We start from the raw sequence: 229 nt of genomic DNA, 5'->3' as shown, positions 1-229 counted from the left end.
CTTTCGAGTAGTCGCCGAAGACGAGCTTGACCTTCTTGCCATCGTCTAGCGTCCATTCGCTGTCCTTTAGATCGCGCTCTTCAGATGATGGGTTGCTCGAGGCCGACGCGATCAGGACAGCAAAGCCTTCTGCAATCTTGCTTATCCTTGTGTTTTCCGGCAGAAGTCCTTTGCTCTCAAGGAAGTCGCTGACGCCAGCAATCTCCTCCTTGGTGATGCTCGGGCTGTC

The 229-nt window shown here is 54.1% G+C and carries 1 protein-coding gene; it reads right to left on the bottom strand.

Annotated elements, in window-relative coordinates:
• On the bottom strand, positions 1–229 hold a 229-nt coding region (locus tag L0M85_RS09990), incomplete at both ends, for a dipeptidyl peptidase 3 (protein WP_238656957.1).

This window comes from Streptococcus sp. DFI.7.26, from assembly GCF_022240605.1.
Lineage (GTDB): Bacteria > Bacillota > Bacilli > Lactobacillales > Streptococcaceae > Streptococcus > Streptococcus xiaochunlingii.
This window is presented reverse-complemented; position numbering and strand designations above follow the sequence as displayed.